The sequence below is a fragment of the Janibacter corallicola NBRC 107790 genome (assembly GCF_001570965.1).
Lineage (GTDB): Bacteria > Actinomycetota > Actinomycetes > Actinomycetales > Dermatophilaceae > Janibacter > Janibacter corallicola.
This window is the reverse complement of record NZ_BCSR01000035.1, coordinates 21,458-28,982: the sequence shown is the minus strand read 5'-3', so window position 1 is coordinate 28,982 and position 7,525 is coordinate 21,458. Positions and strand designations below refer to the sequence as shown.

Sequence of the window (7,525 nt, the reverse complement as noted above, 5' to 3'; positions counted from 1 at the left end):
CCTCCCGCCGATCGGCGGGAGGCCCCTTTCGCGTGCACACCCCTACTTCTGCTGGTTGCGGGCGAGCTGCGCCAGGTGCGCGTTGTAGGCCTCGAGCTCGGCGTCGCCGTCCCGGTCCGCGCGGCGGTCCGCCCGGCGCATCTCCCGGTCGTCCCGGCGCATCCACTGCTGGGCGACGACGGTGCCGATGATCAGCGTGGGCGCCTCACCGACACCCCAGGCGATGGCACCACCGGTCCGCTGGTCCGCGATGGGCGTCGTCATCCACGGCAGGTCGAGCTGGTTGAAGAAGCCCGGCGCCAACAGGTCGGTGGACTGGGTGAGCACCACACCGAAGAAGGCGTGGAAGCTGATCGTGACCAGCAGGACCACGAGCAGCGCGAGCGGGGACCAGCGCTTCGGCCCGGGGTCGACACCGATGAGCACCCACGTGAAGAGGTACCCGCTCGTGACGAAGTGGGCCATCATCAGGACGTGCCCTGTGTGCGTCTTCAGCGCGAGCTCGAAGAGCGGGCTGAAGTAGAAGATCGCCAGGCTGAAGAAGAACAGCGCCGAGGCGACCACCGGGTTGGCGAGCAGCTGCAGGTACTTCGAGTGGACCGTGGCCAGGATGAGCTCGCGCGGCCCCATGGTCCGGTCCTTGCGCGCCGGGAGCGCCCGCAGCGCGAGCGTGATCGGCGCTCCGGGCACGAGCAGCAGCGGGACGATCATCGCCACGCCCATGTGCTCGATCATGTGCCAGGAGAAAAGGATCTTCCCGTAGACGCCGGGCCCGGCCGAGGTGAAGTAGACGAAGAGGAGCCAGCCGCCGACCCACGACGCGGCCCGCCACAGTGGCCAGTCGTCGCCACGGCGCCGCAGCCGCAGGGTCCACCGGAGGTAGACGAGCACGGCCATGACCGCGACCGGAAGCCACAACCAGTCGATCTGCCAGGCGGTGATCCAGCTGCTCGCGTCCGGCGGGCCGGGGTCCGGGTAGCCGGAGAGGTCGTAGACGATCGAGGCCTCCGGGCGCTGCGCCGCGGTGTCCGGGGTGGGGCTGCGGCTGACCGCCACTCCCATGGCCATGGCACCGGCCATGACGATGATCTCCCCGACGGCCAGGCGGACGAAGGGGGCCGCCCCCTTCGCGCCGGCCTCCAGCAGGTCGATGGTCCGGCGGCGGTGCCACCAGCCGGCGAAGCCGAGGAGCACGGCGCACACGGCCTTGAGCATCAGCAGCACCCCGTACCGCGAGGCGAGTCCGGCGACGGCGCTGACGTTGGTCCAGGAGACGAGCAGCCCGGAGAAGACGAGCAACGCGAAGCACCACCCGGCGACGGTGGAGTAGCGCCGCACGGTGATCGCCAGGTGCTTGTCCAGGCCCGGCCGGATGACGAGCAGCGCGATGAGCCCGCCGACCCAGATCGTGGCCGCGACGAGGTGGAACGCCAGCGCGTTGACGCCGGTCATGTGGTCCAGGCTCGCCGAGGAGTGCCCCGCGAGGGCGAGGGGCAGCAGCGCGAGGACACCCGCTCCGGTGAGCCAGGCGAGGGCCCCTTTCGACCGGGCCACGGGAGCGCACAGCGCGATCACGGCGACGACGATCGTGGAGATGACCGACATGCGCGTGTTGTCCAGGTCCCAGATGAAGGTCGTCAGCTGGGAGAAGTACCCGGGGTCGGTCAGGCCGATCCCGGCGAGCGACGCGAAGTCGGTCAGCAGGTAGCCGATCCCGGCGACGAACCAGAGGAGCGCGCTGGCGCCCCCGAGCCGGGCCAGGGTCTCCCTGCGGTGGGTGCTCCTGGTCTCGGGCACGAGGAAGGCGGCCACCCCGAGCGTCCCCACGGTCACCGCGGCGGCGAGGTCGTGGATGATCCGCACGACCGGGAGTGACCAGCGCACGACGGGACCCGGGTCGCCCAGGTCCAGCGGGGCGGCCCCACCGCCGAAGGCCGTGGCGATGACCACGACGACCACACTGACCGCCAGGACGAGGCCGAGGGGGAGGGAGGTGCGACGCCGGGTGCCGCTGGGGGTGGACATGCGAACTAATCTAGGCAACGCACCTGAGTGGGCCGAATCGGGCCCGGCTCGTCATCGACCCGGAGGAGAACGCGTGCCCACGAGCACCGGACAGCTGAGCGTGGGTGTCATCCGGATGCTGCGGATGCTGCATGCCACCCGGCTGCGGGCGCCGCGGGTGGACCCCGCGGTCGAGCCCACCCACCACGCCCTGCTCGTCGCGCTGCGCGACGAGCCCGGCCGGGTCGGCGACCTCGCCGAGCGGACCATGTCCGACGCCTCGACGGTCAGCCGCCAGGTCTCGCACCTGTCCTCGCTGGGGCTCCTCACCAAGATCCCCGACCCCGAGGACGGCCGCGCCCAGCTCGTGGCGCTCTCCGAGAAAGGGCGCTCGCTGCTGGCCGACCTCGTGCAGCAGCGGGAGGCGTGGTTCGCCGAGTTGCTGACCGACTGGTCCGAGGAGGACGTGCGGACCTTCACCGGGTACGTCGAACGCTTCTGCGACACCGTCGGCGCGGACCTGCGCAGCCGCGACTGACCGCGGACCGCCCCTCCCCGCGAGGGGAGAGGGGCGGTCTCTTGAACTCCGTCAGGCCCAGAGGAAGGCGGTGCCGGGGTCGTGCAGCAGGGCCCCGATGTCGGCGAGCAACCGGCTGCCGAGCTCGCCGTCGACGAGCCGGTGATCGAAGGAGAGTCCCAGCTGGGTCACCCAGCGCGGCTCGATCGACTCGCTGCCGTCGGGGGCGGTGACCACCCACGGCATCCGTCGCACGGCGCCGAAGGCGAGGATGACCGCCTCGCCGGGGTTGAGGATCGGCGTGCCGGTGTCGACTCCGAAGACCCCGACGTTGGTGATCGTCGCGGTACCACCGGCCAGGTCCGCGGGCTGGGTCCTGCCGTCCCGGGCCGTGGCGACGAGCTCGCCCAGCGCCCCGGCCAGGTCGTGCAGCGACATCCGGTCCGCCGCCTTGATGTTGGGCACCAGCAGCCCCCGTGGGGTGGCGGCCGCGATGCCGAGGTTGACGTCACGGTGGAGGACGATCTCACCGGCCTGCTCGTCCCAGCTCGAATTGGCCTCCGCGTTCCGGCGCAGCGCCAGCGTGAAGGCCTTGGCGACGAGGAGCAGCGGCGTGACCTTGACGTCGCGGAAGGACCGGTCGGCCTTGAGCCGCTCGACGAGATCCATCATCGCGGTCACGTCGACGGTGAGGAACTCGGTCACGTGCGGAGCGGTGAAGGCCGAGGAGACCATCGCGGCGGCCGTGGCCTTGCGCACCCCCTTGATCGGCACCCGGGTCTCCTCCGGGCCGATCCCGGCGAAGGGGGCACCGGCCCCCGCCACCGCGGCGGCACCGGCCCCCGCAGCGACCCCCGCCACGGCGGCTGCTCCGCCACCGGAGGCTGCGGCCTCGACGTCCGAGCGGGTGACGACCCCACCCTCGCCGGTCGGCGTGACCGCCTGGATGTCGACCCCGAGGTCCTTGGCGAGCTTGCGCACCGGTGGCTTGGCCAGGGCACGCAGCTGCTGCGGCGATGCGGCCCTTCGAGACGGTTGCTGCGCAACCTCCTCAGGGACCGTGGCTGCGGGCTGCGCAACCTCCGGGTCCTGAGGAGGCCGTTCACGGCCGTCTCGAAGGGCAGGAACCGGCCCGGGGGTGGTCGGCACGTCCTTGGCGGGCGAGACCTTGCGGGCGCGCCGCCTGGTGCTGCCCGCCTTCGCGCCGTAGCCGACGAGGTTGGGGCCGGACTCCTCGGCGGGCTCCCCGCCCCCTTCGTCCGGATCCTCACCGGCGTCGCCGTCGACCTCGACGGAGATGATGGGGGCACCGACCTCCACGGTGTCGCCCTCGGCGACGAGGAGCTCGAGGACCTTCCCCGCGAAGGGGATCGGCAGCTCGACGAGCGACTTGGCGGTCTCGACCTCGATGACGAGGTCGTTGACCCCGACCTCGTCGCCGGGCTGGACCTTCCAGGAGACGACCTCGGCCTCGGTCAGCCCCTCACCGGGATCGGGCAGGTTGAACAGCTTGCTGGCCACGTGGAACTCCTGTCAGTGCTCGAGCGAGCGGTCGACGGCCTCGAGGACCCGGTCCAGGGTCGGGAGGAACTCCTCCTCGTACCGACTCGGTGGGTAGGGGATGTTGTACCCGCCGACGCGCAGCACCGGCGCCTCGAGGTGGTAGAAGCACTCCTCCTGGATGCGGGCGGCGATCTCGGCGCCCATCCCGACGAAGGTCTGCGCCTCGTGGACGATGATCGCCCGGCGGGTCTTCCTCACCGACTCGTAGATCGCCGGCAGGTCGAGCGGGCTGAGGGTGCGCAGGTCGAGGACCTCGAGGTCGCGCCCCTCCTCGGTCGCGGCCTCGGCCGCCTGCAGGCAGGTCTTGACCATGGGGCCGTAGCAGAGCAGCGTCGCATCGCTCCCTTCGCGGGCCACCCGGGACTCGTAGAGCCCCAGGTCCGGGCCGGCGGCCTCGTCGATCTCGGTCTCGCCGCGCTCGTGGTACCGGCGCTTGGGCTCGAAGAAGACGACCGGGTCGTCGCTCTCGATCGCCTCCTGGATCATCCAGTAGGCGTCGGCGGCGTTGCTGCAGCTGACCACCCGCAGGCCGGCGGTGTGCGCGAAGTAGGCCTCGTTGGACTCGCTGTGGTGCTCCACCGCGCCGATCCCGCCGCCGCACGGGATGCGGATGACCATCGGCAGCTTCAGGTGGCCGAGGGAGCGCGCGTGCATCTTCGCGACCTGGCTGACGATCTGGTCGAAGGCCGGGTAGACGAAGCCGTCGAACTGGATCTCCACGACCGGTCGGTACCCGCGCAGGGCCAACCCGACGGCGCTGCCGACGATGCCGGACTCGGCGAGCGGGGTGTCGAGGACCCGGTGATCGCCGAAGTCCTTCTGCAGCCCCTCGGTGATGCGGAAGACCCCGCCCAGGGTGCCGACGTCCTCGCCCATGATCAGGACCTTGGGGTCCTTCTCCATCGCGGCCCGCAGACCGGCGTTCAGGGCCTTGGCCATGCTCATCCGGGTGCCCGTCATCACTGGCCTCCTTCCTCGGCGAAGCCGGCGTGGTAGGCGACGAACTCCCCACGCTCGGTGTCCACGATCGGGTGGGGGTCGGTGTACTGGTGGTCGAACATCGTCGCCAGCTCGGGATCGGGCATCTCCTGGCAGGCCTTGCGCACCCGCGCGGCGATCTCGTCGGCCTCCGCGTCGACGGCATCGAAGAACTCCGGCTCGGCGTGCCCGCGCTCGGTCATGAAGCCGCGCATCCGCTGGATCGGGTCCTTCTCCTTCCAGATCTCGACCTCCGCGTCGCTGCGATACTTCGTCGGGTCGTCGGAGGTCGTGTGGGCGCCCATCCGGTAGGTGTAGGCCTCGATGAGCGTCGGCCCCTGGCCGGCGCGCGCCTTGTCGAGGGCGTCCTTGGCCACCGCGTAGGTCGCGAGCGGGTCGTTGCCGTCGACGAGCACGCCGGGGAAGCCGAAGCCGCGGGCGCGCTGGTACGGCGGGATGATGAACTGCTTCTCGTTGGGCTCGGAGATCGCCCACTGGTTGTTCTGGATGAAGAAGACGCACGGTGCCTGGCTCACCGCCGCGAAGACGAGCGCCTCGTTGAAGTCGCCCTGGCTCGTGCCACCGTCGCCGGTGAAGGCCATGACCGCGCCGTCGCGGTGCGGGTCGCCGGTGCCGACGTCGCCGTCCAGCGAGATGCCCATGGCGTAGCCCACCGCGTGCAGCATCTGGTTGCCGATGACGATCGTGTAGAGGTGGAAGTTGTTGGCGTTGGAGTCCCAGCCGCCGTGGTTGACGCCGCGGAACATCCCGAGGAGGTTCTCCGGCGGCACGCCCCGGGTCCAGGCGACCCCGTGCTCGCGGTACCCGGGGAAGGCGTAGTCCTGCTCGCGGAGGGCGCGTCCCGCCCCCACCTGGGCGGCCTCCTGGCCGAAGAGGCTGGGCCAGAGCCCGAGCTCGCCCTGACGCTGCAGCGCGAAGCCCTCGGCGTCGATGCGGCGGATGAGGACGAGGTCGCGGTAGATGACCCGGGCGTCCTCGCTCGTCATGTCCTCGACGATCTGCGCGTACGGGGCGTTCGTCTCGTTGGTCTCGAGCCGGTTGCCGTCGGCGTCGACGAACTGGACCATCTCGGGGTTCTCGTCGGAGAAGTGCCCCTGGACCTGCGAGGGCGGTTTCGGTCCCCGCTGCGGCGAGGGCTCGAAGGCCCCGTCCATGTGTGACCGGGCACCCGAGTGCCCGGCGACGTCCTTGTCGCTCACTGTGATCTCCCTTCGGCCTCGGCTCGGGGGTCACCCGCACCGACGACCCGGAATGCGCTCGTCATGGGCGCAGTCGTTCGTCGTGGTTCGGAGGGTGACCCCGACCACATTGGTGTCGCACCAAACCTAGCGTCTCACTTGCTGGACACCCAAAGGGGGCCCGCCGGTCACCGGCCGAAGGCGCTCGCGACCTCGATGAGGCGGTCGTTGGCCTCGGTCTCGCCGATGGTCACGCGCACCCCGTCGGTGCCGTAGGGGCGCACCGAGAGGCCGGCCTCCTCGCAGGCGGCGACGAAGTCGGGGATGCGCTCCCCCAGGGGGAACCACACGAAGTTGGCCTGGGTCTCCGGCAGCTCCCAGCCGGCGTCCGCCAGCGCGGAGACCACGCGGGCCCGCTCGCCGACGAGCTCCTTCACCCGCACGTCGAGCTCGTCCTTCGCGGCCAGGGAGGCCACCGCGGCGGCCTGGGCCAGCAGGTTCACGCCGAAGGGGGTCGCGGCCTTGCGCAGCGCCTCCGCGAGCTCCTCCGCGGCCACCGCGTAGCCGACCCGCAGCCCGGCCAGGCCGTAGGCCTTGGAAAAAGTGCGCAGCAGTGCCACGTTGGGGTGCTCGCGCCGCAGCGCGAGCCCGTCGACGCGCTCCTCCCCCTCGACGAACTCCAGGTAGGCCTCGTCGACGACGACGAGCACGTGCCGGGGCACCCGCGCGACGAAGTCCTCGAGCTCGGCATGGGTGAGCGCCGGCCCGGTGGGGTTGTTCGGGGTGCAGACGAGGACGACCTTCGTCCGGTCGGTGATCGCCGCGGCCATCGCGTCGAGGTCGTGGCGGTGCTCGGCGGTGAGCGGCACCGGGACCGCGGTGGCCCCGGAGAGGGCGACCACGATCGGGTAGGCCTCGAAGGAGCGCCACGGGTGGACGACCTCGTCTCCGGCCTCGCACATCGCCTGGATGATCTGGCCGAGCACGCCCACGCTCCCCGTGCCGGTGGCCAGCTGCCCGCGCGGGACCCCGAGGTGCGAGGCGAGGGCGTCGGTCAGCTCGGTGACCCCCATGTCCGGGTAGCGGTTGATACCCGCGGCCTGCTCGCGGATCACCTCGAGCACGCTCGGCAGCGGCGGGTTGGGGTTCTCGTTGGAGGAGACCTTGTAGACGGTCAGCCCCTCCCGCGGGGCCGGCGGCCTGCCGGGGACGTACGCGGGGACCGAGTTCAGCGCGGAGCGGGGCGTGGGGGTGTCCATGCGCG

The 7,525-nt window shown here is 71.4% G+C and carries 6 protein-coding genes; 1 reads left to right on the top strand and 5 read right to left on the bottom strand.

Annotated features, from left to right (window positions below; translation table 11 throughout):
* Window positions 1-42 precede the first annotated feature (42 nt).
* Entirely contained in the window at window positions 43-2,025 is a 1,983-nt protein-coding gene (locus JCO01S_RS11885) for a bifunctional copper resistance protein CopD/cytochrome c oxidase assembly protein (RefSeq protein ID WP_084342874.1), read from the bottom strand.
* A 73-nt stretch (window positions 2,026-2,098) separates the two neighbouring features.
* Here JCO01S_RS11885 and JCO01S_RS11880 point away from each other — a divergent pair, with 73 nt between their 5' ends.
* Complete coding sequence (locus tag JCO01S_RS11880) at window positions 2,099-2,542, top strand: MarR family winged helix-turn-helix transcriptional regulator (protein ID WP_068255802.1); 444 nt, start codon at window positions 2,099-2,101, stop codon at window positions 2,540-2,542.
* Between the two features lie 51 nt (window positions 2,543-2,593).
* Here JCO01S_RS11880 and JCO01S_RS11875 read toward each other — a convergent pair whose 3' ends face one another.
* The 4 genes from JCO01S_RS11875 to hisC form a co-directional block, all read right to left on the bottom strand.
* On the bottom strand, window positions 2,594-4,042 hold the full coding sequence (locus JCO01S_RS11875) for a dihydrolipoamide acetyltransferase family protein (RefSeq protein ID WP_068255799.1): 1,449 nt from the start codon (window positions 4,040-4,042) through the stop codon (window positions 2,594-2,596).
* Window positions 4,043-4,054: 12 nt separating this feature from the next.
* A complete protein-coding gene (locus tag JCO01S_RS11870) occupies window positions 4,055-5,044 on the bottom strand; it encodes an alpha-ketoacid dehydrogenase subunit beta (RefSeq protein ID WP_068255795.1) in 990 nt (329 codons plus the stop codon).
* Window positions 5,044-6,282: a pyruvate dehydrogenase (acetyl-transferring) E1 component subunit alpha gene (gene pdhA / locus JCO01S_RS11865; RefSeq protein WP_068255792.1), complete on the bottom strand. Its 1,239-nt coding sequence runs from the start codon at window positions 6,280-6,282 to the stop codon at window positions 5,044-5,046. Before pdhA ends, JCO01S_RS11870 begins: the two co-directional genes overlap by 1 nt.
* A 167-nt stretch (window positions 6,283-6,449) precedes the next feature.
* A complete protein-coding gene (gene hisC / locus JCO01S_RS11860) occupies window positions 6,450-7,520 on the bottom strand; it encodes a histidinol-phosphate transaminase (protein WP_068255789.1) in 1,071 nt (356 codons plus the stop codon).
* Between the last annotated feature and the right edge of the window lie 5 nt (window positions 7,521-7,525).